Source organism: Alistipes montrealensis (assembly GCF_018362775.1).
GTDB lineage: Bacteria > Bacteroidota > Bacteroidia > Bacteroidales > Rikenellaceae > Alistipes > Alistipes montrealensis.
Map to the genome: position 1 here is coordinate 223,576 of NZ_JAGYXY010000002.1, position 24,797 is coordinate 248,372.

At 55.5% G+C, this 24,797-nt stretch carries 20 protein-coding genes and 1 tRNA gene; 13 read left to right on the forward strand and 8 right to left on the reverse strand.

Annotated features, from left to right (window positions below):
* The first annotated feature begins 5 nt into the window (after positions 1-5).
* The 9 genes from KG007_RS04195 (at position 6) to KG007_RS04235 (ending at position 6,939) form a co-directional block, all read left to right on the forward strand.
* The gene (locus KG007_RS04195; protein WP_213347465.1) at positions 6-737 is read left to right on the forward strand and encodes an FkbM family methyltransferase; all 732 of its coding nucleotides are present in this window, start codon (positions 6-8) and stop codon (positions 735-737) included.
* A complete protein-coding gene (gene trmD, locus KG007_RS04200) occupies positions 727-1,404 on the forward strand; it encodes a tRNA (guanosine(37)-N1)-methyltransferase TrmD (protein ID WP_195459662.1) in 678 nt (225 codons plus the stop codon). The genes KG007_RS04195 and trmD overlap by 11 nt, the downstream gene beginning before the upstream one ends.
* A gap of 3 nt (positions 1,405-1,407) precedes the next feature.
* Entirely contained in the window at positions 1,408-2,040 is a 633-nt protein-coding gene (locus KG007_RS04205) for a hypothetical protein (RefSeq protein WP_213347466.1), read from the forward strand.
* Complete coding sequence (lpxB, locus tag KG007_RS04210; protein ID WP_213347467.1) at positions 2,037-3,176, forward strand: lipid-A-disaccharide synthase; 1,140 nt, start codon at positions 2,037-2,039, stop codon at positions 3,174-3,176. Before KG007_RS04205 ends, lpxB begins: the two co-directional genes overlap by 4 nt.
* A 6-nt stretch (positions 3,177-3,182) precedes the next feature.
* Positions 3,183-3,497, forward strand: a complete 315-nt coding sequence (locus KG007_RS04215; protein ID WP_213347468.1) for a DUF3784 domain-containing protein — start codon at positions 3,183-3,185, stop codon at positions 3,495-3,497.
* A 9-nt stretch (positions 3,498-3,506) separates the two neighbouring features.
* On the forward strand, positions 3,507-4,142 hold the full coding sequence (locus tag KG007_RS04220) for a fumarylacetoacetate hydrolase family protein (RefSeq protein WP_213347469.1): 636 nt from the start codon (positions 3,507-3,509) through the stop codon (positions 4,140-4,142).
* On the forward strand, positions 4,142-4,738 hold the full coding sequence (locus KG007_RS04225) for a Maf family nucleotide pyrophosphatase (RefSeq protein ID WP_213347470.1): 597 nt from the start codon (positions 4,142-4,144) through the stop codon (positions 4,736-4,738). Before KG007_RS04220 ends, KG007_RS04225 begins: the two co-directional genes overlap by 1 nt.
* A complete protein-coding gene (locus KG007_RS04230) occupies positions 4,735-6,720 on the forward strand; it encodes a S46 family peptidase (protein WP_213347471.1) in 1,986 nt (661 codons plus the stop codon). The genes KG007_RS04225 and KG007_RS04230 overlap by 4 nt, the downstream gene beginning before the upstream one ends.
* Positions 6,721-6,855: 135 nt before the next feature.
* Positions 6,856-6,939 (forward strand) — tRNA-Leu (locus KG007_RS04235).
* A gap of 110 nt (positions 6,940-7,049) precedes the next feature.
* Here KG007_RS04235 and KG007_RS04240 read toward each other — a convergent pair.
* From KG007_RS04240 to KG007_RS04275, 8 genes are all read right to left on the reverse strand, one after another.
* Positions 7,050-7,547, reverse strand: coding sequence for a toxin-antitoxin system YwqK family antitoxin (locus tag KG007_RS04240; protein WP_213347472.1), 498 nt, complete (start codon positions 7,545-7,547; stop codon positions 7,050-7,052).
* 17 nt (positions 7,548-7,564) lie between these two features.
* Positions 7,565-8,251: a hypothetical protein gene (locus KG007_RS04245; protein WP_213347473.1), complete on the reverse strand. Its 687-nt coding sequence runs from the start codon at positions 8,249-8,251 to the stop codon at positions 7,565-7,567.
* A gap of 7 nt (positions 8,252-8,258) precedes the next feature.
* Positions 8,259-9,485, reverse strand: coding sequence for an RHS repeat domain-containing protein (locus KG007_RS04250; protein WP_213347474.1), 1,227 nt, complete (start codon positions 9,483-9,485; stop codon positions 8,259-8,261).
* Positions 9,486-9,798: 313 nt separating this feature from the next.
* On the reverse strand, positions 9,799-10,590 hold the full coding sequence (gene rhaD, locus KG007_RS04255) for a rhamnulose-1-phosphate aldolase (RefSeq protein WP_213347475.1): 792 nt from the start codon (positions 10,588-10,590) through the stop codon (positions 9,799-9,801).
* A 12-nt stretch (positions 10,591-10,602) separates the two neighbouring features.
* Entirely contained in the window at positions 10,603-11,628 is a 1,026-nt protein-coding gene (gene rhaT, locus KG007_RS04260) for an L-rhamnose/proton symporter RhaT (protein ID WP_213347476.1), read from the reverse strand.
* A 6-nt stretch (positions 11,629-11,634) separates the two neighbouring features.
* Entirely contained in the window at positions 11,635-12,888 is a 1,254-nt protein-coding gene (locus KG007_RS04265; RefSeq protein WP_213347477.1) for an L-rhamnose isomerase, read from the reverse strand.
* A 38-nt stretch (positions 12,889-12,926) separates the two neighbouring features.
* On the reverse strand, positions 12,927-14,414 hold the full coding sequence (locus KG007_RS04270; RefSeq protein WP_213347478.1) for a rhamnulokinase: 1,488 nt from the start codon (positions 14,412-14,414) through the stop codon (positions 12,927-12,929).
* A gap of 1,137 nt (positions 14,415-15,551) precedes the next feature.
* A complete protein-coding gene (locus tag KG007_RS04275) occupies positions 15,552-16,460 on the reverse strand; it encodes an AraC family transcriptional regulator (protein ID WP_213347479.1) in 909 nt (302 codons plus the stop codon).
* Positions 16,461-16,918: 458 nt separating this feature from the next.
* Here KG007_RS04275 and KG007_RS04280 point away from each other — a divergent pair, with 458 nt between their 5' ends.
* Genes KG007_RS04280 through KG007_RS04295 form a run of 4 tightly spaced genes read left to right on the forward strand, consistent with a single transcriptional unit; the run spans position 16,919 to position 24,785 of the window.
* Entirely contained in the window at positions 16,919-20,059 is a 3,141-nt protein-coding gene (locus KG007_RS04280; protein ID WP_449500914.1) for a SusC/RagA family TonB-linked outer membrane protein, read from the forward strand.
* A 30-nt stretch (positions 20,060-20,089) separates the two neighbouring features.
* Positions 20,090-21,808, forward strand: a complete 1,719-nt coding sequence (locus KG007_RS04285) for a RagB/SusD family nutrient uptake outer membrane protein (protein WP_195459620.1) — start codon at positions 20,090-20,092, stop codon at positions 21,806-21,808.
* A 20-nt stretch (positions 21,809-21,828) separates the two neighbouring features.
* On the forward strand, positions 21,829-22,209 hold the full coding sequence (locus KG007_RS04290; RefSeq protein ID WP_195459618.1) for a hypothetical protein: 381 nt from the start codon (positions 21,829-21,831) through the stop codon (positions 22,207-22,209).
* 29 nt (positions 22,210-22,238) lie between these two features.
* A complete protein-coding gene (locus KG007_RS04295; protein ID WP_213347481.1) occupies positions 22,239-24,785 on the forward strand; it encodes a hypothetical protein in 2,547 nt (848 codons plus the stop codon).
* The last annotated feature ends 12 nt before the right edge of the window (positions 24,786-24,797 follow it).

A 24,797-nucleotide genomic window follows, 5' to 3' on the forward strand; every position in this document is an offset into this window, starting at 1 on the left:
AAAAATTGGGGAAATTCATCCATAAGATTCTCTACCGGATCCTGCCGTTAGAAGGCTATCTGCGCGTTGTGAGCCGCCTGTTCTTCCTCTGGCAGCGGCTGGGCATCGGGCGTTACGCCCCCGCTACGGAATACGTCTACCACCTGCCGCAACTGGTCCGCCCGGGCGACACTGCGATCGACATCGGCGCCAACCTGGGCTATTACGCCCGTACGATCTCCCGGCTCGCAGGTCCTGCCGGGAAAGTCTTTGCCGTCGAGCCCGTGGCGCCGATCCGCAAAGTGCTCAGCCGCAACCTGCGCCGCTGCGGGAACGTCGAGATATTCCCCTACGCCCTCGGCACGGAGTCGAAACCGATCACGATGGCCAACGACTCAGCACGCGAGACGGGCTATTTCGGGACGGGGCAGAACTTCGTCAACGAAGACGGCGGCAAAGCCGACGTGGAGTTCACGGCCCAGATGCGCCGCGGAAGCGAGCTGTTCGGAAAACTCGAGCGGATCGACTTCATCAAATGCGACATCGAAGGTTACGAACTCGTCGTGATGACCGAGATGCGTCCCCTGCTGGAACGACACCGCCCCACGGTGCTGATCGAAACGGGCGGCACGAACCGTCCGCAGATCACAGCACTCTTCCGGGAGATGGGTTACACGGGTTACACGCTCCGGCGCGGACAGGAGGTCCCGCTGACCGAAGAAAGCACCAAAGACATTATTTTCAGATATGCGCATTGACATCATCACGGTAGTTCCCGAACTCGTGACCTCACCGCTCAACGAGTCGATCCTCAAGCGGGCACAGGAGAAGGGACTCGTCGAGATCGTCGTACACAACCTGCACGACTACGCCCACGACAAACGCAAGACCACCGACGACTACCCGTTCGGCGGTGAAGCGGGCATGGTCATGAAGTGCGAACCGGTCTTCGAACTGGTCGAGAAACTCCAGAGCGAGAGACACTACGACGAGGTTATCTACACCTCTCCCGACGGTAACCGATACAACCAGCACGAAGCCAACCGTTTGTCGACACTCGAAAACATCATCATCCTCTGCGGCCACTACAAAGGCATCGACCACCGCATCCGCGAGCACCTCGTCACGCGTGAAATCTCGATCGGCGATTATGTGCTGACGGGCGGCGAACTGGCGGCCTGCATCATCGCCGACTCGGTCGTAAGGATCATCCCCGGAGCCATCGGCGACGAGGCTTCGGCCCTGACGGACTCGTTTCAGGACAACCTGCTGGCGCCCCCGGTCTACACGCGGCCTGCGGAGTTCCGCGGCTGGCGGGTTCCCGACGTACTTTTGTCGGGCAACTTCGCCGAAATCGCAAAATGGCAGGACAACGAGGCCTACGAACGCACCAAGCGGCTGCGACCCGACTTACTAAACGAATAGCCCATGAAACCGTTATCCATCCTGCTGTTTACGCTCAGCATTTGTTGCATACGGCCTACCGCCGCACAGGAACCCGTCACGGTTTCATTCTCCAATCCGGTCCTGCAGGAGAGCGAATTTATACAGGCTTCGGCCAACCTTCAAAGGATATACGCCCTTAAAACTCTTATTACGGGCAAAATAGCAGGAACCCGATACCGACTCGACCTCGTTCACATCACCGACGGCAAGGAAAACCGCCGATTGCCGATGAACGACCTTATCTGCGAATCCGATACGCTGGAATTCTTCCTTGCATCCCAACCCGTCAGCACCGATTCGGTCCATATCATTCTCCGGTCCCCGATAACAAGACTCTGCGCATTGGAAGTCCCCGGAACGGACAAGTGCATCCTGATGGAGACCATCCCCGGAAAAAGGCTGACCACGGACGACGCCATTCCCGTCGCTGCTTTTTGCCAGGGCGAACCGATCGAAATACCGATGAAAGACGGGACCGTACTTAAAGGGCTCCACTATTGCCGCGTCCGCGACAGCCATCTCCACCCTTCGAAATGGCACGAACGGTTCAAACTGAAGGACTACCTCTATTTCGAAATTAAATTTACGAACCCCCAACGACCGGAAAATAAATGAAGTATTACCTCATCGCCGGGGAACCTTCGGGCGACCTGCACGGTGCAAACCTGATCAAAGGGCTGCTGAAAGCCGATCCCGAGGCGGAACTCCGTTTCTGGGGCGGGGATTATATGGCCGAAGCGGGCGGCGAAGCCAATCTGCGGAAACATTACCGCGAAACTTCGTTCTTCGGCATCGTACAGGTGCTGAAAAACCTCGGGACCATCAAACGCCAGATGCAGGAGTGCCAGGCCGATGTCGCAGCATTCGCTCCCGACGTGCTGATCCTGATAGACTACCCCGGATTCAACATGAAAATGGCCCGCTGGGCCAAGGAGCACGGCATCCGTACGTTCTACTACATCGCCCCGAAAGTCTGGGCATGGCGCGAATGGAGGGTGAAGGCCATCCGGCGGTATGTGGACAAACTGTTCATCATCTTCCCCTTCGAACGCGACTATTTCCCGCAGCACGGCCTCGAGCCCATCTTCGAAGGCAACCCGCTGGTCGACGCCATCGAAGCCCGGCAGGCGTCGCTTCCGACGCCTGCGGAATTCCGCAGCCGCAACGGGCTCGACCATCGCCCGATCATCGCCCTGCTGGCCGGCAGCCGCCGGGGCGAAATCCGCGAAAACCTGCCGCTGATGGCCGCTTTGGCGCAAAAATTCCCGGAACATCAGTTTGTGGTGACGGGCGTGAAGTGGCTCGACCGGGCGCTTTACGAACAATATACCGCCGGAAGCGGTATCCGCTACGTCTGCGACCAGACCTACGAAACGCTGGCGGCAGCCGAAGCGGCAGTGGTGACCTCGGGCACGGCAACGCTCGAAACGGCACTGCTGGGCATCCCCGAAGTGGTGGTTTACCGCACGGTGTGGTGGCAGGTGTGGCTGAGGCCCTATGTGCTGAAAGTACCCTGGGTGTCGCTCGTCAACCTCAACCTCGGACGCGAGGCCGTTACCGAGATCATCCAGTCGGGACTCTCGACCGAACGGGCCGAAAAGGAGTTGCGGGCAATCGTCGCAGGAGGTTCCAAACGCGAAAAGATGTTCGCCGACTTCAGCGAACTGCGCGCGATTATCGGCGGCCCGGGCGCCAGCGAACGGTTTGCCGCACGCATGGTCGCAGAACTACACACACAGAAAATAAAATAGCTTCCGATGAACGGCCCTCTCGCTCCTCTGCTCGCCGGAGCATTTGTAATCGTATGCGGCCTGCTGGTCAAACGGTTCCCGATGCTGATCTCGGGTTACAACACCCTGCCGAAGGAGAAACGCAAAAACGTCGACATCGACGGTCTTTCGTCGTTCATGCGACGACACCTGGTGATAATCGGAGGTTTATTAATTTTATTTACAACAATACTCGAACTGACCGGCCAGCAGGAGGCCTTTACGATAATCCTCGCTGTCTACCTGCCGGTTTACGTGATCTGGATAGTGGTCCGGGCACAGCGCTACGACCACAATAAATAAGGAGAGAGCATGAAAATCATCTGCATAGGCCGCAACTACGCCGAACATGCCGCCGAACTGCACGAGCAACTGAACGACAGCGGGAAACTCCCCGAAGAACCGTTGTTTTTCCTCAAACCCGACACGGCGCTGCTGCGCAACAACGACCCGTTCTACGTACCCTCCTTCTCGCAGGAGATACATTACGAATGCGAGCTGGTCGTGCGGATCAACCGCGTGGGCAAGGCCATTGCGGAGCGTTTCGCCCACCGTTATTACGACGAAGTGGGTCTGGGTATCGACTTCACGGCCCGCGACCTCCAGCGGAAAGCCATTGCCGAAGGCCTGCCGTGGGAGAGCTGCAAAGCCTTCGACCGCTCGGCGGCGATCTCGCCGGAGTTCATCCCGCTGGCCGAACTGGGCGGCGACATCCAGAAACTGCACTTCACGCTCGACGTGAACGGGGAGCGCCGCCAGAGGGGCGACACGGCGGAAATGCTCTTCACGGTAGACCGCATCATCGCCTCGGTCTCGCAGTACATGACCCTGCGCATGGGCGATTTGCTCTACACGGGAACGCCGGCCGGCGTCGGACCGGTAAAGCCCGGCGATAACCTGTGTGCGGCACTCGAAGGACGCGAACTGTTAAATTTCGACATACGATAATGCTGCTCAACGACAAACTCAAACCTTTCCGCCTGCTGCTGGCTTCGCAGTCGCCGCGGCGCAGGGAGCTGATGACGGGCTGCGGGCTTCCGTACGAACTCGCCCCGAAATACGATTGCGAGGAGATTTACCCCGAAGACCTTCCGGCCGAACAGGTCCCGCTTTTCCTCTCGCGCCTGAAAAGCGAAACTTACCCCGTGCCGCTCGCCCCGAACGACATCCTGCTGACCGCCGACACGGTGGTCGTGCTCGACGGCGAGGTCCTGGGCAAGCCCCACAGCCGCGACGACGCCCTGCGGATGCTCGGCCGCCTCTCGGGACGCCGCCACACGGTCGTTTCGGGCGTCACACTGCGCACGGCCCAGCGGATGCACTCGTTCGAAGTACGGACCAGCGTCTGGTTCCGAACGCTTGCGGCCGAAGAAATCGAGCACTACGTCGACACCTATCGTCCTTTCGACAAAGCGGGGTCATACGGCATCCAGGAGTGGATCGGCTATGCGGCCATCGAACGCATCGAAGGCTCGTTCTACAATGTCATGGGACTCCCCATCCAGAAAGTATACACCGAATTAGATAAATTTTTAGATTCATGAAACGCACCCTGCTGACCCTGCTCGCCGCGATCGCCCTCCTGCCCGCACTGGCCGATGAGGGCATGTGGCTCCCGAGCCTGATCTCCGGACGCATCGACGACATGCGCGCAAAAGGCTTCCGCCTCACGGCCGAAGACATTTATTCGATCAACAAAGCATCGATGAAGGATGCAGTCGTTCTTTTCAACGGCGGCTGTACGGGCGAACTCATCTCGCCCGAAGGCCTGCTGCTCACCAACCATCACTGCGGCTACAATGCCATCCAAAAGCACTCTACCGTCGAGCACGACTACCTGACCAACGGTTTCTGGGCCATGTCCCGGGCCGAGGAACTGCCCAACGAAAAACTTTACGTCCGCTTCCTCGTCCGCATGGAGGAGGTGACCGACCGCATGGCGGCAGGCGAAACGGCGGATGAGATCGTCAAAAAGGCCGAGGCCGAAGGCACGGGCTACAAAGCCTCGGTCGAGCAGATGTACTACGGCAACCAGCAGTTCCTGTTCGTCTACGAACAGTTCGACGACGTGCGCCTCGTGGCCGCTCCGCCCTCGTCGATCGGCAAGTTCGGCGGCGACACCGACAACTGGATATGGCCCCGCCACACGGGCGATTTTTCGATGTTCCGCGTCTACGCCTCGAAGGACAACAAACCAGCGGCCTACTCGCCCCAGAACGTTCCCTACCGTCCGAAGAAACACTTCAGTATATCCACGAAAGGGGTTAAAGAGGGCGATTTCACGATGATTTACGGATTCCCGGGCAACACGCAGGAGTACATCCTGTCGGACGCGGTAGCCTATATCGCCGAGCGTTCCGACCCGGCCAAAATCGCTATTCGCACGGGCCGCCTCGACATCATTTCCAAAGCGCAGGAGTCGGACCCCGCGCTGCGCATCCACTACGCCGCCAAGCACGCCTCGATCGCCAACGCCTGGAAAAAATGGCAGGGCGAAGCGCTGGGCATCAACCGCCGCGGAACCGTCGCCTCGAAATTCGATTACGAGACGCAGTTCGGACTCGCCGCCGTGGGACACCCCGAATACGCCGGCGTAGTGATGGGTCTGCGCGTCGAATACGACCGGATCATGGACGCCTATTTCGCTTACGAAATCACACGCGAAACGCTCGGAACGCTGCCCGCAGCCTACACACCCGAAGAACGGGCCGAGGAGTGCTTCGCCCGGCGCAAGCCCACCGAACAGGCGCTCTGGCGCCATGCGTTCCGCGAATATGGCCGTTGCCCGAAGGTTTACCGCACGCCCTCCTACGCCGAAGGCATGGCCCGCTACAAATCGCAGGAAGCCTACGCCGACGCCCTTTTCGAAGCCGTATGGGAAGGCTCCGACAGCACGGCCATGCAGCCCGCCGTCCTGCTTCGGCAAGATACCAAGCGCATGCTCGACCATATCTCGTGGATGCTGGGAACCAAGTCGCTGCGCAACCTTAACAGTAAAATCCTCAACGATCTTTACACTACTTATATAAAAGGGTTGCGCGAATGGGACCGGGAGCGGGCCTTCTATCCCGACGCCAATTTGACGCTCCGCGTGGCCTACGGCTCCGTGGCTGGGTACGAGTATGCCGACGGCGAGTACCACAAACCGCAGACGACACTCGACGGCATCATCGCCAAGGACAATCCCGAAATTTACGATTACGATATTCCGCAGTCGCTGCGCGACCTCTACGCTTCGAAGAATTACGGCCGCTGGGGCACGGTGATCGACGGCCGCAAGACGGTTCCGGTCTGCTTCCTGGCAACGAACCACACGACGGGCGGCAACTCGGGTTCACCGGTGCTCAACGCCGAAGGGGAACTCATCGGCATCAACTTCGACCGCACGTGGCGTTCGACGATGAGCGACATCGCCTTCGACCCCACGATCTGCCGCAACATCGCCGTAGACATCCGCTACGTGCTGTTCGTCGTGGACCGCGTCGGCGGCGCGGGCTACCTGCTCAAGGAGATGAAACTCAAATAAAGCACTGCCCGGGGCCTGTGCAGGAATGCCTGCACGGCCCTTTCGCAAATTTTAACGTTTTTCACGCAAAAATTTTGCGAATCGCAAAATAGTATCTATATTTGCACTCCCGAAAGTTGTATTCGGGAATGTAATGCCCAGGTGGTGAAATTGGTAGACACGCTACTTTGAGGGGGTAGTGGCGGTTACGCTGTGCAAGTTCGAGTCTTGTCCTGGGCACAAAAAAAAGAAACTCCAATTGATTATCAGTCAGTTGGAGTTTCTTTTTTTTCTCAGTAGCCAAACAACCTGAAAAAATTGATTATATCGCAATATACCTTTTTCTATAATCAATTATACAATGGTTTAACCGTTGGCGGCAAAGGCAGATAATGATGATCTTCTAAAATATAAATCAAAGTATCATTTCGGTATAGAAGACGTTTATCCAAACGCCCATCTTCAATGTATGTTTCTTCAATGCCATCCCGGAGCCCCATTTTACAGTTAGAAATCCTTTTAATTTTTCCATCTTGGTAATAACTAACAGCTTTTCCATTGCATTTTCCATTTATGAAATAGCCTTCTTGAGCAATATTACCATTAGTATAATAAAGAATTGACGGCCCCGTCTGCTCTCCATTCACATAGCAACTTTCAATCTTGCGGCGCCCTAATGAATCGTAATAAATACATAGACCATGCATTACCGAATCGATTGCCATGTAAACCCTTTCCCCGCCATCAGGCAAATATGACCGAATTAACCTGACATCGCTCATCGGCTTTTGTGCATAAGCTGCACTCAAGAACAACCCGAGTACCACAACTACGATTAATTTACGCATGCTCCCAATAGCCCCGATTAATTTCTTTTTACAAAAGTATCCCCCTTCCAAATGATAGAATCACCCTCTATTCTTGCATACTCACCTTTTGCATAATATCTTTCGAAAAAAGAATCATCCACTCCCGGTATTTCAATCTTTATGGAATTAGTATCGCCGTCAATCTGATATGCTTCATTCGAGTCAAATCCGACAACCCCATAAAATAACCCTTCGAAAGAATGTTGCAATAAATATTCAGGGGAAATATGAAATTGAATTGATTTCGCATCACTTGGAATATTTAATTCTTTATTATTTTTCGAATAAGTCAGACGATATGTTTTGAAAGTTTCTGTATAAACTTCTATTCTCAAATCACTTCTCTGATACGGGATCGAAAAAGACACTTTTATACTATCCTGAACCTTGGGATCATAAAACTGAGTTATACTCAGCCCTTTGTGTCCAACAACATAAGCCGGAACAGATGAATTCAATTCTATAAAATGATCATCGACCCGTTTGATAGTACTTTGCAACAAGGTATCATTATTATATAATACCGGAGGGGCCTGGGGAACGATAAAATAAAACACACCATTCTCTATTTTGATACACATGCCGGATTTGTTATAATAGACGCCGGATAATTTCTCTTTAGCCAATAAAGCGACATGAGAAAATAGGCAAACTAGTATAAACAAAAATATTATCTTTTTCATATTGATTTTATTTTGCATTTAACATTTTTTGCTGTCGTTTTTGATATTTAACTAAATCTTGAGAATAATTGTTTATCTCAGGATATACAAACGTTCCATCCTCTTTTCGTATGTTCCCTACCGAATGCACGTCAATCCCTTGAAGGCTTCTCGCATTACCTGGAAAAGACGTGTCATAAGAGTATTGCATTTTGTAGGCCTCAACTTCCATGGCACTTTGCCCGATACGACTCGTTCCCGCATTAAATAAATATCCTTCGCGGGAAAATCTTAATCCTCCGGCATTCAACGATTGACGCACATGTGTTATTTCATGTATAGACAATCCATCCGATGACGTTTCTATGTAAACCTTATTATCATCTCCCTGGCGAACACCATGCATGCTTCCGCTAACAGAACTGAATGCATATATGTTTTGATCAGCCGCTAACACATCAATATCTGCTTTACTCGTATTTAAATTTGATATCCGATCCTGCGCCTCAGCTATTTTCTCCTCAATTTTTACAGTTCGCTTTTCGTTAAGACCATCCTCTTTTAATTTTGCTTGATTTTTAGCTATATCAGTTGTTAACACAGCTATTTTTCTTTCTATATTCTTTTTTAATAGTTCGGCTTCCTGAGGATCATCCCATTTCATCCCATCGGGATCAATATATCTCATCGGATTATTCCCGCAATATACATACGGACTTATCGGATAATATTTTTCCGCCAACAGATCGCTTCCGTTCCAGCCGAGACGAAACCTTGGCTCGTACATTCGAGCACCATAATCTGTATAAGGCAATCCAATAAACGACTGTTCTTCCTTGCCATTGTAACGGTAACGGTTACCGGACAGCAAACCTTCATCCCAACGAAGTCCAAACGGATAATAGTCGTTGCGTTCGACAACCTCTCCTGCATTATCGACAATTACCCGAACGCTCCCCAGATGATCGGTCAAATGATACTGCGGGGAATAACTTATGCCTCCAGCTGTCGCAGCGGCAAAAATTCGTCCACTGCTAAAAGCGGCACTCTCCAGCGATAAAACCCCGTTACAGGATTCATATACCAAAGAACCCAGGTAATACAGTCCGTTGGCTCCTGCATCCAGGGCCGCAAGTTTAGTATTATCCGAAAGATACGAATATTTTACCAACGTCGCACCGTCTTGTTCTGCTTTTTCGATCAAATTCAAATGGTTGTAGAACAAAGCGAGATTATTGGCGCCATCGTGGATCATATTACCGTTTTTTTGTCATATGAAAGGCCCCGCTCGACAAATTGACCGGATGCTGCACAATGTATTATGTCAGAAAAGGCCATCGTAAGCAATGGATACGCCATGCCGTACACCATCCGAGCCCCACGTTCGAAAAGCACATGTCCGCGATATGCTGCGCCTCGGCCGCAGACAGAGAGCGATCAGTTCGACGACCTTAAATTCGAACATATCGGAACATCTACGCCCCCTTGGTGATATAGCCTTCGATGGCGCGCATCAGAGCATCCATCCCCGTTGAGAATGATTCTGCCAACAGCCCTAACGGATCGGTTTAAAGGTTGAACGCATCTTTCAGTTCCTGCATCTGGGCGTCGCTCATGCCCGCAGGCTGGAAGCCCATCGCACAGCCCGACATATAAATCTGAGCGGACTTGGAGAGCGTATCGATCATATCGAAAGGTTCGACGACATTTTCGCCCACACCCAGCGCGCCGTGCTTCTCCCAAAGCACCACGTCGTATTCGTCGAGTTGCACGATGGTCGCATCGGCCAGCCCGATCGAGCCCGGCAGCGTATAGGGGACGATGCCCACCCCTTTGGGGCAGAACGCCCGGGTTTCGGGAATCATGCTCCACAACAGCCTGCTCAGTATATCCTTACCCAGAAACGCCTCGTTGTGGGTCATCGCCACCAGTTCGGTGGGATGGGTGTGAATCACGGCTTTCTGATTGCAGCCCTTGCCGATCAGGTAATCGTGGATCGAAAGGTGCGACGGCAGTTCCGATGTGGGATGAATATACTTTTCGGCCACGATCGCATAGCTACGGCCGTCGTCGGAGATACGGATGATCGCCATATTGTCCATCGGCGAGGACGAGACATAGCGCATCCGGCGGTTAGTACCGGTCACCAGGAAAAAATGACTGCGCAAGTTTTCAACCGGACGCGCCAGGGCGATGGATTCGCCCAGCGGAGTCAGGGCCCGGACCGCATCGTCGACCACATCGGTGACATTGTACGAAATATTGCCGCCGTTACGTTCGGCCCAGCCTTTCTGCCAAAGGTATCCGGCCACTTCGGCCACTTCGGCGATACGTTCCGCCAATTGTTCGTTGTATTTCATGATTTGCAGATTTTAAAACAGCGAAGGGAAAAAGATCGAGAAAAGCAGAATCGCGAGACCCAACACCAGCATCGAGACCGCCCGCACACCGCTCCCCTTCCATTCTTTGAGGGCAATCCCCCAGAAATTGGAAAACAGTACATTGAGCGACATGAGGATACACCACGAAAACGCCAGCAGGACGGGCGTGCCCGCAAGGAAACTCCGTCCCATTTCAAGCCCGAAAAACTGCGAATACCACAACACGCCGGCCAGTGCGCAGAAGAACAGGTTCACGGCAAACTGACGGCCTTTCACGGCAAAATATTCACGGCCCGTATGGTGCTTCAGGTTCTCGCGCAGGCAGTAAACCGCGTTGGTGAGGAAGCCACCGAATGTCACGAGCAGAATCACAGGCAATCCGGCATAGAGGACATCGGCTCCTGCGGCCTGCATGGCTGTACGAATCGGCGCACCGGCATCGAGCCCCAGCGCGAAGCAGGCGCTCATGACACCGGCCAGCAAGGCCACCAGCAAACCTTTCGTCAAAGCGAAGTCGCGGACAGCAGCCCGCTTCTCCTCTTCGCTCATATTGCGTGCGCGCAGCGACCCCGCATAACCGATCACGGCGATGCCGGCCAACGTGACGCATACACCCGACAGCAACAGCAGTCCGTCACCGTGGAGCAGATCCGTCCCGGCGAACAGCGCGGGCAGGAGCGTCCCGAACGCAGAGCAGGTCCCCAGCGACACCGACTGCCCGAGCGCTACGCCCAGGTAGCGCATCGACAGTCCGAACGTCAGTCCCCCGACACCCCATAAAGCGCCGTAGACAACCGCCTTCAGCGCGCCCCCGGTGCCCAGCAGGGCGAAAAGCGAAGCGCCCGAAGGTACGGCGGCCAGCGCTCCCGCCAGAGGAAACACCAGCCACGCAAAGGTGCCCTGCACCAGCCAGAAACTCTCCCAGCTCCACTGCTTCACCTTGCGGATGGGCACATAGGAACTGGACTGTCCGAAACTGCCGACGGCAATGATCAACAAGCCGAGAAACGTGTTCATGGTCGGCTAACGTTTCGAGGTGACTTCGTGCTCGTACGTCTCCACCTCGGCGATATAGTCCTCTCCCGCAGGAACGCCGTTCTTCAGGCAGAAATAGTTGTAAACGTCGGCCCACGGCAGCGACTTGCTCTCTTCGAGGAGCGCCAGGCGCTGAAAATAGCGACCGTCGGCCTCGTATCCGCGCAATTTTTCGATCGGCGTGAGCATCGCCAGCAGGAACGCCTTCTGAGTGGCGCGGCTGCCGATGACATAAGCGCCGATCCGGTTAATCGAAGCATCGAAGTAATCCAGTCCGATATTCACCCGGTCGAGCGCCCCGGCCCAGACAATCTCCTGCGCCAGCATCTGTACGCTGTCGTTGAAGATCACCACGTGGTCGCTGTCCCAGCGTACGGGACGGCTCACGTGGAGCAGTATTTCGGGCGAGAAGAGCAGCATCGACGAAATCTTGTCGTACACGTCCTCCGTCGGATGGAAGTGCCCCATGTCGAGCGTCGCCATCAGGCCGTTGCTGACTGCATAGCCCATGTAGAACTCGTGCGAACCGACCGTGAAGCTTTCGAGCCCCGTGCCGAACAGCTTGCACTCCACGGCATCCTTGACATGGGCGAACTTGTGTTCGAAAACCCGATCGAGCGACTCCTTCAGCAACGAACGATAGCAGTAACGATTCACCGTCAGGTCTTTCGACCCGTCGTGAACCCAGATGTTATGGCATGCCTTGCTACCCAACTGGCGGCCCATCTCGTCGGCGATACGGCGGCTGCGGATGGTGTGCTCGACCCAGAAATTGCGAATCGCCTTGTCGGGACTGGCCAGCGAAAGGTCACCGCTCTTGGGGTGTGAGAACGAAGTCGAGTTGAAGTCGAGCTTCATGCCGTTGGCGCGGGCCCAGTCAATCCAGCTCTGGAAATGTTCGGGTTCGATCTGGTCACGGTCGACCTTTTTACCCTTGAAATCGCCGTAAATGGCGTGCAGGCTCAGGCGGTGGCTGCCAGGGATCAGGCTCTTGGCCTTCTCGATGTCGGCGCGCACTTCGTCGATGTTGCGGGCCTTGCCGGGGTAATTGCCCGTGGCCTGGATGCCGCCTGTGAGCTGGCCTCCGGAATTTTCGAAGCCCGTCACATCGTCCGTCTGCCAGCAATGCAGCGAGAGTGAAATCTGCTGCAAGGCAGCAAGAGTCTTGTCGGTATCGATGCCCATTTCGGCATAACGCATCCGGGCGGCCTCGTAGGCTTTGGTGATTTGATCCTGTTTCATATTGATTGTTGAATGATTGTTATTACGTTATTTTCTTGTCATGCAGTCACGCCTGTGATCCGGGCTTTGAATTTTTCATACGCAAGGTTCCACGTCCGGGTGTCGCCGGGCAGGAACGTCTCGGTCGGAACGCAGCGGCCAATCAGGCGGCGCATTTCGGCCAGCGACCCGACCCGGCCTGCCGCCCAGGCTTGCATCATGATATTGCCAATCGCGGTCGCTTCAGCCGGGCCCGCAACGACCGGAATCCCGATCGAATCGGCCGTAAACTGGTTCAGGAGGGCATTTTTCGACCCGCCGCCGATAACGTGGAGTTTCTCGATCGGGAACGGGGCCAGCGACCGAAAGTCATCGAGCACCATGCGGTATTTCAGGGCCAGACCCTCGAAAATCGCACGCACCATCTCCCCATGCGTCTGCGGCACCTTTTGTCCCGTCCGCACGCAGTATTCGGCAATCGCGGCAGGCATACACCCCGGATGAGCGAACGATTCATCGTCGGGGTCGATGAAGACCCCGAACGGCACGGCCGAACAGGCCATCCCGACCAACTCGGAATAGGTATATTCCTTTCCCTCGCGCGCCCACGCTTTGAGGCACTCCTCCAGCAGCCACATGCCAGTAATGTTTTTCAGCAGGCGCGTCGTACCCCCGACACCGCCTTCGTTGGTGATGTTGCAGGCTGCCGTGCGGGCATCAATCACCGGTTCGCGTACTTCGATTCCCATCAGCGACCAAGTGCCGGAACTAAGGTAAGCGAAGTGCTCGTTTTCGGCCGGCACGGCCGCTACGGCCGACGCCGTATCGTGTCCCGCCACGGCTACGACAGGAATCCGGCCCACACCGGTTTCGGCCGCCAGATGTTCGTTCAGCAGGCCGATCCGGTGTCCGGGCATCACGATATCGCAAAACAGCGAAGGGTCGATTCCAATCCCCTCCAGCAATTCAGGCTCGATCTTCCTTGTCCGCGGGTTCAGCAACTGCGAAGTTGAGGCGATCGTGTATTCGGTAACCATTTCGCCCGTAAGCAGGTAGCTCAGTGCATCGGGCATGAAGAGCAGTTTTGCCGCTGCCGCCAGTTGCGACGCTCCTTTTTTTCGCAGGGCATAAAGCTGGTAGAGCGAATTGAAGGGCATGATCTGTATCCCCGTGCGGGCATACACTTCCCTACGAGACAGCACGTTGGCGAAATACTCGGCCGGAACTCCCTCCGTATGAGGATCCCGATAGGCATAGGGCATTCCCAGCAGCGAACCGTCGCCGCCGACGAATGCGAAGTCGACACCCCACGTATCGATCCCGACCGAAGTGATCGCGACACCTTCGCGCGCAGCAGCCCTGAGCCCGTCGCACAAGTGCTCGTAGAGCGAAAATATGTTCCAATAAAAGTGACCGCCCAAAGGCAGTGTCTGATTCGGGAAGCGGGTCAGTTCCCGGATACGGAGTTCCCCGTTCGAAAGCATTCCCAGAACAGTCCGGCCGCTTGTGGCGCCCAGATCGAACGCAATGAAATGTTGAGGGTTCATTTTCGGCAAAAATTAGTCTTCTCCAAGCGCTTTTTTACGGATGCTCCGGACAAAAAGGATTAGGACCGGTTTTGCTTTTTCTGCGACTTGCCTCCTGCTCATAGACGGGTGAAATTTAGGTTAATGCTCGGGTTCAATAGGAGCAATTTTAAGTTTTAAACAAAATTAGAGCGGATTTACACAAATATTATTAATCATTTTGACAGAAAAATTCCAATAAATGACACGATACCGGATTCAGACATGCACCGAAGTCACGGGACGCACGATTCAACAAGGCCGGCAGCCACTCCCGGAGGTAAACCCGCCCGTCCTCGACGAGGCCGGCATCGGCGGAAATCCGCGTCCGAACCCTCCTGCAAATCATATTTTCGTTTTGCGCTCTTGCACGTTCGAGATTTTCTTGATAACTTGTCGCAATGTTTCTTCCGAATCCGTACGAACACACAGCCGAAGAGGAAACACGCCTTTGCCGCATTACGGCACAGGAGGGCGTCAACCGATTGGCGCCGGTATCAAACCGCAACCCACATTCGATAATTTCAGAAAGAGATGTCAAGCGCTTCTGCCACAGGCATTCCCGTCAACGACGGCCAGGATAGCTTATCCGGCCTGTACAACAGGTATGCAAATGCACTCTACAACTACGGAGCGGGACTCGGGTTTCCGAAGGATACCTGCATGGACGCCATCCACGATGTCTTCTGCAAACTCACCCGCGACGAGGCGCAAGAACGCTTTCCGACCCGACCTGTGATATCCCGGTCAGCAGCGAAATCTACCTCGAAGCGGCGAAAAGCCGAACGATCCTTTCGCGTCCATACCGACGAGCCCGATGTCCGGGGCGCCGCCCCAAGGTGCATCGGCTCTCTATCGCAACGAAGAGTCTGGAGAACGACCGGTTCCAAGTCTGATAGCGTGTGCCTTCACCGCCGGAACGGTCAAGGTCATATCCCGCAAAAACAGGCGCGAAGTACTAACCCGGGACATCCATACGGCAGGTTTGGCAACGAGCATCCGGCCGACAGTGAACCACAACCAGATCGGGACCAACGAAAAAGATTTGTCATTTATGATTCCCAACGCCGACAATCGCGTCAAAATCGGAACGGACTTTCTTTATAATCCGATTGAAGATCACTCCCCGATGCGGAAATTTCCCTGCGTCAACTGACGGTAAGCCGTCGGCGTCGTGCCGTTCTTTTTCTTGAAAACCGTGAAAAAATATTCGTAATTCTCGAATCCCATCATGTAGGCGATCTCCTTGATGGGAATCGGCGTATTCGCGAGCAGTTCCTTCGATCTGGTAAGCCGTATTTCCAGAATATACTGCGCCGGGGCGAACCCGGTATATTCCTTGAAAATTTTACGAAAGTTCGAATAACTCATGTGCAACTCGGCGGCAATCTCCTTCGGATGAATATCCTTAAACCGCTCGGTTATGAGAATCTTAGCCCGGTTGATCTGCGTCAGTATTTCCGAGGTTTCGAACACGTAGTTCTTGTCGTAGGAATAAGCCAGCCCGAGCAGGTAGTTGACGATTCCGGCCAAAATCTGCTGGAATCCCGATTTCTGCTCGGCAGCGACCTGGATGGCTTGCTGGTAAAGTTCCACGATGCGGCTGTGAATACCTACATTATAGACCGGCTTCTCCCGGTGGAAGAAATTGTTGGCCATCCAATAATCGATGTGGCTGCCCTGAAATCCAATCCAGAACTCATCCCACCCCGTCTCTCCGTCGGGGCTGTAATTGTGCCATTCGCCGGGAAAGAGCAGGAACATATTGCCTTTGGAAAGAGGGACGAAATGGTCCGCGCCAATGCTCCTGGAGGTAAAACGACCCTTACCGCGGGTGATATAAAGCAACTGAAATTCATTGAGGATACGCCCGTAATTCGTGGAAAAACTGTAACGCGACGGATGCACGTCGGGCGGATAGGCCATGCCGGGGGCAATACTCTGGAAACCGACCGAATTGGTCGTCATGCCCCAGTTCAAGTCGGTCTGGCTGATTGCCAGATATTGTATATGGATCGAGTCGTCCATACCGGAAAAAGTTTAGGTTAGCGATTTTGCAAGATAGAAAAAAATAGCAGAATCAGCCGTGTCACAATTGCAATATTTTATAATACCCTACCTGGAAAATCCCCCGAGAAATCACAAAAAGAAAGTTCTCCACCGAAGACAAAAAGCCAGAAATCCCCTTTCAGACGCGTACAAACGGTTTATTTTTAGAAATAGTCAAAAAATCAGTTGGAAGCGACAAAAGAAAGCCATAATAGAAACGCGTTTTTATTTTTGTCAAAAAACAAAGTACTTGTGTCAAAATCAGCATATACGATAGGAAAATACAGCATACATTTGTTTACGGCAATAAAACCACAAACAGAAAACATGCTCTTTCCTTTATAACACTATTCCATTCGAAACAATGATCGCTGCGACCAAAACATAAAAAAGCAAACCACAATCGACCGAAAACAATTAACCTAACACTTAACTCTATGAATGAAAAAAGTTCTACTTTTATCCGAAGAAGAGCGACAATCTGCTTTAAGTTGCTCTGTGCCTGCGTGAGCCTGCTGCTGCTGGATGCACAATACGTCCGGGCAGCCGAGCAAGAGGGGGGGGGTGATCTACTCTCCGTCCGGGGTGTGGTAGTCGACACCAAAGAACCTCCCACACCGCTCGTCGGCGCCACCATTATCGTAAAGGGAACTCCTGCGGGGACGACCACCGACGGCAGCGGTTTCTTCTCCATCAAGGCAAAAAAAGGCGNGGGGGGGGGTGATCTACTCTCCGTCCGGGGTGTGGTAGTCGACACCAAAGAACCTCCCACACCGCTCGTCGGCGCCACCATTATCGTAAAGGGAACTCCTGCGGGGACGACCACCGACGGCAGCGGTTTCTTCTCCATCAAGGCAAAAAAAGGCGATCTGCTGGTCGTCAGTTATCTCGGTTACCAGACCAAAGAGGTACGCGTCAATTCGTCGATATCGAACATGTCGATCGCACTGGCCGAAGATGCCACAGCGCTCGAGCAGGTCGTCGTAACAGGCATGACCTCACAGGCGAAAGTCAAAATCGCCTCGTCGGTCGGCATCGTCGAAAACACTAATTTCACCAACAAACCCATCACCCGACTGTCGCAAGCCCTCCAGGGCGGCACGACCGGCGTTTTCGTATCGCAAAGCTCGGGTATGCCGGGCGGCGATGGTGCAAAGATCAAAATCCGCGGCGTCGCGTCGCTGCTGGGTTCCGACCCGCTCATCCTGATCGACGGCTTCGAGTCGGACATGGACAAGCTCGACCCCTCGACCGTGGAGTCGATCTCGGTGCTCAAAGACGCCTCGGCAGCCTCGATGTACGGTGCCAAAGCCGGTAACGGTGTAATCGTCATCACGACCAAACGCGGTACGGCAGGACGCGTGCAGGTGGGCTACAACGGCTACTACGGCGTACAGCAGCCCCTCTACATGCCCAAGTTCGGCGATGCCGTCGACTACATGAACTACTACAACGCCGCCTCGGTCAACAGCGGCGCCACCCCGAGCTATACCGATATCATGATCGAGACCACGCGCAACGGCTCCGACCCGATCAACTTCCCCAATACCGACTGGACAAAGGAGACGATGCACGAATTCACCAACATTCAGGAGCACAACCTCAGCGTCTCGGGCGGTAACACTACGGCCCGCTTCGCGCTGGCAGCGCAATACATGAAGCAGGACGGCATCTATAAATACATGGACAACGGCTTCGAACGCCTTTCGGTACGCCTGAACACGACCATCAACCTCTCGAAGACGCTCTTCACCTATGTCGACGCCTTCGTCAACCGCGACACCCAGCGCCAGCCCAACACCACCAACAGGTCGCTCATCGATTTTATCTACCGCACGCCGCCGACCGTCGCAGGCATCTATCCCCGCAAGGAGGGCCAGCGCGAGAACATGGTCTATTACGGCATCTACCAGACCGTGCAGAATCCGCTCTACAACCTTCAAAAGGGCATCAAGCGCGAAGAGTTCAAGGACTACGTAACGCTGAACATCCGTCCCACGTGGTACATTATCCCGGAGCTGGTACTCAAAGGCCAGGTAGGCTACCGCCTCTCGTCGGGACTCACGCGCCGTACGCGCCCGGCCTTCCAGCTGATCGACTACTTCACCGACGACATCGTTTTCGACAGCGGCAAGATGAGCGAAACCTCCTACCCCAACCGCCAGTCGTACTGGACGGCCAACCTGATGCTCGACTGGAACAAGGATTTCAGGAACGGCCACACGCTCAACTTGATCGGCGGCTGGTCGGCCGAATACGACATGCGCAACGCCTGGGATGTAGTAACACTGGTTTCGTTCTTCGGAAAAGCCTATTACAGCTACGACGACCGTTACATGCTGGAGGTCTCGGCCCGCGGCGACGGCTCGTCGCTCTTCGACAAGGGCCACAAGTGGGGCTTCTTCCCCTCGGCCGCCCTGGGATGGAACATCGCCAACGAGTCGTTCCTCAAGGATGTCAACTGGATCAATACGATGAAGCTGCGCCTCTCATACGGCAAATTGGGTAACAACCACGTAAGCCCCTACAAATACCAGAGCCTCGTCAGCAGCAGCGGCAACGAGACCGTCAACGGCAACCCCAACCTCACGTGGGAGGTCGTCTCGATCTGGAACGCCGGTCTCGACCTGAGTTTCTTCGACAACCAACTGGACTTCACCGTCGACGTTTTCCGCAAGAAGACCACCGACCTGATCGTCAACACCCCCTCGACGCTCAGCTCGGCGTTACTCAACTCGTTCCAAAACGCCGGCGACGCGAAAGTCGACGGTTTCGAGATCAGTGCGGGCTACAACCACAATTTCAACAAACACACGCGCATCAGCTTCAACGTCGGCTATTCCTACACCAAATCCAAACTGACGAGGGTGATCAACAACAAAATCATCTCCGGCGACCGGATCTACCAACAGGGCCGTGCCATCACCGAATACTACGGCTACGTGGCCGACGGCCTGCTGACCCAGCGCGACATCGACAACAACTACCCAATCATCGGCGGTTACAATTCGGCATCACTGTCACAGCAGCCCGGCGACGTGAAATACGTCGATATGAACGGTGACGGGGTGATCAACGACAGTGACCGCGTGCCCATCGGGCGCGTCGATCCCGAATCGGTTTACTACATGAATCTGTCGTTCTCGTGGAAAAACCTCGACTTCGAAGCACAGGCCAACGGCGTGGGTTCGGTCCCCGTCTTCTACACCAACCTGATATCCAACCCGCTCGACGGCGACAACGGCGGCAAACCCCAGCAGTGGCATTTCGACTACTGGACCGAAGATCATCAGACGGCCCGCTTCCCGCGCCCGACGCTCCAGGCCGGCAACAACGGACTCTTCTCGACCTTCTGGCGGGAAAACGGCGCTTTCCTGCGCGTACGCTACATCCAACTGGGATACAGTTGCCCGTGGCTGGCCAAAAAAATCCGCGCCGAAAGCATCCGCATCTATGCCAACGTGCAGAATCCCTTCACCTTCACCAACGTCGAACTGATCGACCCCGAAAGCAAGGGAACCTACTCCACCTACCCCATGTTCCGCACCTACTCCGTAGGCCTGAACGTACGGTTTTAATCCCTGTTAACCAAAAGAAAGCATACACGTATGAAATTTCAGCATAAAATCGCAAAATGCCTCACGGCCGCGTTCCTGCTCGGAAGCGTAACCATCCTGACAGGGTGTGAGGATTTCCTCCAGAAAGACGTACCCAACGACACCACCGAAGAGGAGTGGTGGCAGACGGTCGGACAGCTCAACACCGCCCTGAACAGCATCTACAAAACCATTCCTTCGGGGCTGATCCTCTACCAGAACTCGGACGACAGTTCCACCACTCCCGGAGCCGCCAGCAACACGATCGTGGAGCGGGAGGCCCTCACCGACAATTGCATCGGCAGTCCCGACTACATCAATTTCAGCAGCTACGACAGCGGTACGGTTCCCACCAGCGACATCCTCGCCCGCACGCTGTGGTTCAACCGCTGGAGGGGTATCCGCCGCGCCTGCCGGTTTCTGGAGAACTACCACCGAGCATTCGTCCCCACCTCCTACAAGGCGCAGGTAACGCGCATGGCCGCCGAAGCGCGCGCCTGCCGGGCCTTCTACCACCTCGACCTCTTCCTGCATTTCGGGAACATTCCCATCGTCGAGACCCCCACGCTGCCCTCCGAACAGGAACTGAGCCGCGAGAGCGCCGACCGGATCGTGAGCTGGATCGCCGCCGAATTCGAAACCGCAGCCGGCAACCTGCCGGTAAAAGGCGGTCCCGGATACACGGCCACCGAGGCCTGGCGTTGGACGCAGGACGCCTGCTACGCTTACATGTCTTATCTCTACCTCTACGTCGGCGACTGGGCGAACGCCAAAAAGTGGGCCTCGAAAGTGATCGACGAGGGCAGATATCAACTCATGCGCGTCGAAACCGACGAGGGTACGGCTCCCTATGCCGTACACCACAGCGCCTACTCGACCCTGTTCATCGCCAAGAACTTCGAGGGAACCGCCGCCGGCAACAATACTGAAGCGATCTTCATCAAGAACAACGGTGCCCAGCAGGTCCGCGCCCGTTTGGCTCCGTACGGAAACACATCCGGCGGCTCGGTCGATTCGCCGACGGCCTCGCTGGTCAACGAATACGAACTGCTCGACGGGCGCACGCTCGACGAATTGGACGACGCGACGCGCGACGCGCTGATCCGCAACCCGAAAGCGCTTCCGCGCGACCCGCGTCTGGAAGCCACCGTTCTCTTCCCCAACGAAAGCTTCATCAACGTACGCCCCGACCCCTGGACCTCCGGCAGCCTCGACCAGGTCGGCCGCATCAACTCATCGATGACAGGCTACTGGGTGAAAAAATGGGGCAACTACCGCGACTGGGTCGACAAGCGAGGCGACACGCAGGGTATCAACGACTTCTACCTGATGCGCTACGCCGTAGTGCTGCTCAACTACGTGGAAGCGGCCATCGAACTGAACCAGCTTTCGGACGAGAACATCTACACCTACCTGAACGACATCCGCACCCGTGCAGGCATGCCCGAAGTCGACCGCGAGAAGTATAAGACGCAGGCGAAACTGCGCGAACTGGTTCGCCGCGAACGCCGCGTCGAGCTGGCCTTCGAAGGCCACCGCCTGTTCGACATCCGCCGCTGGAAGATCGGCACGCAGGTAATGAACGGCCCCGTCCTCGGAGCCTACAACCCCAATACGGGAAAACAGCATCAGGCGAAGGTACGCGTGTTCAACGAACGCGACTACCTGTGGCCCATTCCGGCCGAGGAAATGTCCATGAATCCCAATATGGAGCAGAACCCCGGTTATTAACGAATTAAACGAACAAAGCTATGTTGAAGAAAACAATATCGATGGGAGCGGTTCTGTTGCTGGCCTTCGGAATGACCTCCTGCAAACTCGACAAAGAGGAACCGCACGGCAAAATCCAGTTCCAACTCTACGAAGGGGCTTTCCAACTGGAGGGCACCCAGCAATTCAAATTCGGAGAAACAAAGGAGTATAAACTGCACAGTTGGTATGTCACAACGATGAAGATCGTTACACCTTTCGGTTGGGAAGCCGAGTTCTACAACGGCGGCAACGACGGTTCGGTGGTGATCTCTGCACCGGCCAGCGTAGAAGTCGGCGAAACCTCGGGCGAGATCGTAGTCAGCCTGACCGGCCCCGACAACCAAGAGACAGACTATGTGGTAAAAGTCGTTGCCCTGTGAACCGGAAAAACGAATACAAACTTCAATGAATGAGTAAAATGAAAGCGAAAACCATTTCACGTATTATAAGTTACGCGATGGCTGCCGTCCTCTGCTCGGCCGGTCTGTGGGCATGCGAATCCGACGACGAGAAGCTGAACGAAGGCACGATGGTCTTTGAACTCGTCGAAGACGACACGCCCGTCAGCGGGACGCAGGAGTTCGTCTTCGGGACCCCGCGCAGCTATATCGTCAAGGCCGAAAACATCGCTTCCGCGACGACGGAACGTCCCGAAGGTTGGATCATCAAAACCAACCTCCGCGACAAACAGTGTATCATCGAACCGCCGATGGCCGCCTACCTGGACGGCAACGAGAGCGGCAACATCGTCTTCACGCTCACGTCGCCCGCAGGCCGCACGACGAATTACACCGTTACGGTAGCCGCCGCCGAGGTGCGTCTCGACTTCGGATTCGAAAACCCCGGAGCGACGAAATTCGCCTATGCCTCGACCCGCAGCTATGCATTCACGGCCAACGAGAGCTTCGGCGGCTTCGACTTCCAACTGCCCGAGGGCTGGACGGGCAACTACAAGAAGGGGGAAACGTTCTTCACGATCACCTCGCCCGACGAAGAGGACAAAGGCGCCGTACTTTCGGGCGACCTTTCGATCACCCCGCTGAGCGTACGCGGACAGCGGGGCGCTACCACAACGTTCCGGGGAACCGCCGTCGATGCCCATGACCCAGCCATGACGCTGGAAACCGACAACGCACGCTTCAAGTTCGAAACGCCCGTCGCAATCGGCTATACGGGACAATATGTCGCCGATATCGTCATCGCCGACAAGCCGGAAGGCTGGGAGGTCGCGCCCGATGTCACCGCCAAGAAGATCATCATCACGGCCCCCGGCCCCGACAACCACACGGCGTACAGCGGGAAGGTGATACTGAAAACCTACAACGAGTTGGGCGACGAAGAATTCGCACAGACCTACACGATCGACGTGCGGCTGGACGGCATCGCCGGCGAGGCTGAGGCCACGGCCTTCCGCACGGCTTACAGCGCCTACCTCAAGGACAAGAACGCCGCGGGGCTCTCCCCCTACATGCAGAACGGCGAGATCGTACTGCTCGACGACATCGACTTCGGGTACAAGGCCCGCCCCTACCTGTTCGTCGAGAAGAACGAGACCTTCGAAAGCTCGTTCAACGGCCTGGGGCATACCGTTTCGGCCGAGATCGTTACCTCGGAACGCTATTACGGCATCCTGATGCACAAAATGACCGGAACGGCCGAGATCAAGAACATCACAGTCAAAGGCTCGATCAGGAATTCCGACGCCGCCAACTGGGCGGCCTGCGGCGGCGTGCTGAGCGAAGCGCCCGCAGGAGCCCGGTTCACGGGCGTCAAAGTCGCTGTAGACTTCTCCTACGAGCCCACGACCTGGTCCAAATTCGACGACACGCGCTACGGCGGCATCGTCGGCCTGGCCAAAGGAGCCGTGATATTCACCGACTGCCACGCCATCGGCGGCTCGATCACCATGAAGAACGGCCTGATGCGTTACTTCGGTGGACTGGTGGGCCACGTGGACGACGCCGGAGGCATCACATTCACCAACTGCTCCAACGCCTCCGACATCCTGGTCGCCCCGACCAGCAACGACTGCGGCGCCTTCAAGTTCATCGGCGGCCTGGTCGGCGGAACCCGCAAAACCTTCGCCGGAACTTTCACCGACTGCACGAACACCGGCAGGATCACCATCGACGGACAAGGTAAAAGCGGCCTGCGCATCACGTGCGGAGGTATTGCCGGAGCCATCTACGGAACCTACGAAAACTGCGTCAACCGCGGCGTGATCGACGCTTCGACCTGCAACACCAACTTCGACTTCTACGGAGGCATCCTCGGCGCCCGTCCCGACCAGGGCGACGCGGCGACCGGAAAGATCGACCTGATCGGCTGCCGCAACGAAGCCGACCTGACGATAGCGGCGCATTTTGTCGGCGGCATCGCCGGAGGCATCGAGAAATGCGTTTCGGCAACGCTCACGAACTGCACCAACGACGGCGACATCACCATCTTGAAAACAGGCAACTACCTGGGTGGCATCGCCGGTTATTTCGCCGGAACCCGGATCGAGAACTGCACGAACAACGGCAAGCTCGGCGGCGTGCTCTCGCTCGCGGCGGGCGGCATCGCCGGACGGGCGGACAATCCGACGGGCCAGAACAACGGATCGGTCGTTTCGGTGGTGAAGAACTGCACGAACAACGGCGATTTCGACCTGACTACCCAGCGCACCGCGCTGGACGGGGGCCGGGCCTTCCCGATCGTGGCGGGCGTCTGCGTCGTGGCCGCGGCCAACGAGAACAACGTACAGTATTACAGCTTCGAGAACTGCCGGAATACCGGGATGCTCAAAGCCGAGGTCAACAAGGCGGGCTGTGTCCAGAACGTCTGGGCCTTCTCGCACAAAGTGCGCGCCGCCGATCCCGGCAGCGTGAATGACCCGACCCGTCAGGACACCGCAACCGAGGCGTCGCAGAACGACCGTTCGAAAATCACGGAAATTCTGAAAAACAACCAATAGTCAGCAGGTGCT

Coding starts and splice junctions, on each gene's coding strand:
- trmD (WP_195459662.1), top strand. CDS start 727: ATGCGCATTGACATCATCACGGTAGTTCCCGAACTCGTGACCTCACCG.
- KG007_RS04205 (WP_213347466.1), top strand. CDS start 1,408: ATGAAACCGTTATCCATCCTGCTGTTTACGCTCAGCATTTGTTGCATA.
- lpxB (WP_213347467.1), top strand. CDS start 2,037: ATGAAGTATTACCTCATCGCCGGGGAACCTTCGGGCGACCTGCACGGT.
- KG007_RS04215 (WP_213347468.1), top strand. CDS start 3,183: ATGAACGGCCCTCTCGCTCCTCTGCTCGCCGGAGCATTTGTAATCGTA.
- KG007_RS04220 (WP_213347469.1), top strand. CDS start 3,507: ATGAAAATCATCTGCATAGGCCGCAACTACGCCGAACATGCCGCCGAA.
- KG007_RS04225 (WP_213347470.1), top strand. CDS start 4,142: ATGCTGCTCAACGACAAACTCAAACCTTTCCGCCTGCTGCTGGCTTCG.
- KG007_RS04230 (WP_213347471.1), top strand. CDS start 4,735: ATGAAACGCACCCTGCTGACCCTGCTCGCCGCGATCGCCCTCCTGCCC.
- KG007_RS04240 (WP_213347472.1), bottom strand. CDS start 7,547: ATGCGTAAATTAATCGTAGTTGTGGTACTCGGGTTGTTCTTGAGTGCA.
- KG007_RS04245 (WP_213347473.1), bottom strand. CDS start 8,251: ATGAAAAAGATAATATTTTTGTTTATACTAGTTTGCCTATTTTCTCAT.
- KG007_RS04250 (WP_213347474.1), bottom strand. CDS start 9,485: ATGATCCACGATGGCGCCAATAATCTCGCTTTGTTCTACAACCATTTG.
- rhaD (WP_213347475.1), bottom strand. CDS start 10,590: ATGAAATACAACGAACAATTGGCGGAACGTATCGCCGAAGTGGCCGAA.
- rhaT (WP_213347476.1), bottom strand. CDS start 11,628: ATGAACACGTTTCTCGGCTTGTTGATCATTGCCGTCGGCAGTTTCGGA.
- KG007_RS04265 (WP_213347477.1), bottom strand. CDS start 12,888: ATGAAACAGGATCAAATCACCAAAGCCTACGAGGCCGCCCGGATGCGT.
- KG007_RS04270 (WP_213347478.1), bottom strand. CDS start 14,414: ATGAACCCTCAACATTTCATTGCGTTCGATCTGGGCGCCACAAGCGGC.
- KG007_RS04275 (WP_213347479.1), bottom strand. CDS start 16,460: ATGGACGACTCGATCCATATACAATATCTGGCAATCAGCCAGACCGAC.
- KG007_RS04285 (WP_195459620.1), top strand. CDS start 20,090: ATGAAATTTCAGCATAAAATCGCAAAATGCCTCACGGCCGCGTTCCTG.
- KG007_RS04290 (WP_195459618.1), top strand. CDS start 21,829: ATGTTGAAGAAAACAATATCGATGGGAGCGGTTCTGTTGCTGGCCTTC.
- KG007_RS04295 (WP_213347481.1), top strand. CDS start 22,239: ATGAGTAAAATGAAAGCGAAAACCATTTCACGTATTATAAGTTACGCG.